Consider the following 875-nt stretch of genomic DNA (forward strand, 5'->3'; position numbering starts at 1 on the left):
GACTCACAATGAACATCCTCTCCTACGGACACAAGATCCGCACCAATAGGGTGTCCACTAAACGAGGGTAACCTCAACCGTCGGTAGTGAAGGATGCCACAGGTACTGGTACAACAGTGGCTGGGAACGCTGGGACCACTGTCTTATTCAATATAGTGGCATCGCGTTTAAATACTCTTTCCGAGCCGATGTGTCACTCCCACACAACTCTAATGGACGAGGAATTATTCGCCGAGTATGGGAACCTACGGTATGGAAAGCCTTTGGGCACACCGTCCAGAACGCTAACGTATCAATCATCCAAGGTTGGGAAGATAAAAAGACGGGAACTCCGGCAAAGGCTCAGATGCGTGCCACCCTTCAGGTAGCTAAAGTCTTTTCCACGAAAACAATTGCTTTGACCCTTAAAATCACGGGTAGGAAAGTGTCTATTATCCCTACTATGTAGACCATTACTACCTACAGAAAAGGCAGGGCTTGATGATTACGTTTTATGATTTTGCAACAACCACAGTCATGTTAGCGATCTTCCTTCTTTGGATGATAAGCATCATTGTACTGTTCAAAAAGAAAATGAGCGCTCTTTCTGCACTTATATGGCTTGCCGTCATAATCATTCTTCCAATCCTCGGGCCTGTCGCTTTTCTTCTGTACGCCATTCAGCAGAAAAGACACGAAGGGGAATCCCTGATTGGACATGAAAGGGACACCGTGGAGGAAAGTTTTCTTTTAGGTGATCGTTAAAACGTACGTGGGTGTGGCGGCAAAGGGAGAATAATTAGTTCCTATCATCAACAGCACGTTTTTTAGGGTAACAAAAAAAATTTTTTTGTATTTGTCCATGTTTTTGGGTTCCTGAATAGGACAGGCTGTTA

The 875-nt window shown here is 44.7% G+C and carries 1 protein-coding gene; it reads left to right on the forward strand.

Features of this window, described 5'->3' with window-relative positions:
• Nucleotides 1-480: 480 nt before the first annotated feature.
• Nucleotides 481-744 (forward strand): PLDc N-terminal domain-containing protein, encoded by a 264-nt coding sequence (locus tag ACEE23_RS11420; protein WP_368521705.1) that lies wholly within the window; start codon nt 481-483, stop codon nt 742-744.
• Nucleotides 745-875: the final 131 nt, after the last annotated feature.

This window comes from Corynebacterium sp. 32222D000AT, from assembly GCF_053546955.1.

Bases quoted from the DNA above. Each gene is read 5' to 3' on its own strand.
- ACEE23_RS11420 (WP_368521705.1), top strand. From the start codon at position 481: ATGATTACGTTTTATGATTTTGCAACAACCACAGTCATGTTAGCGATC.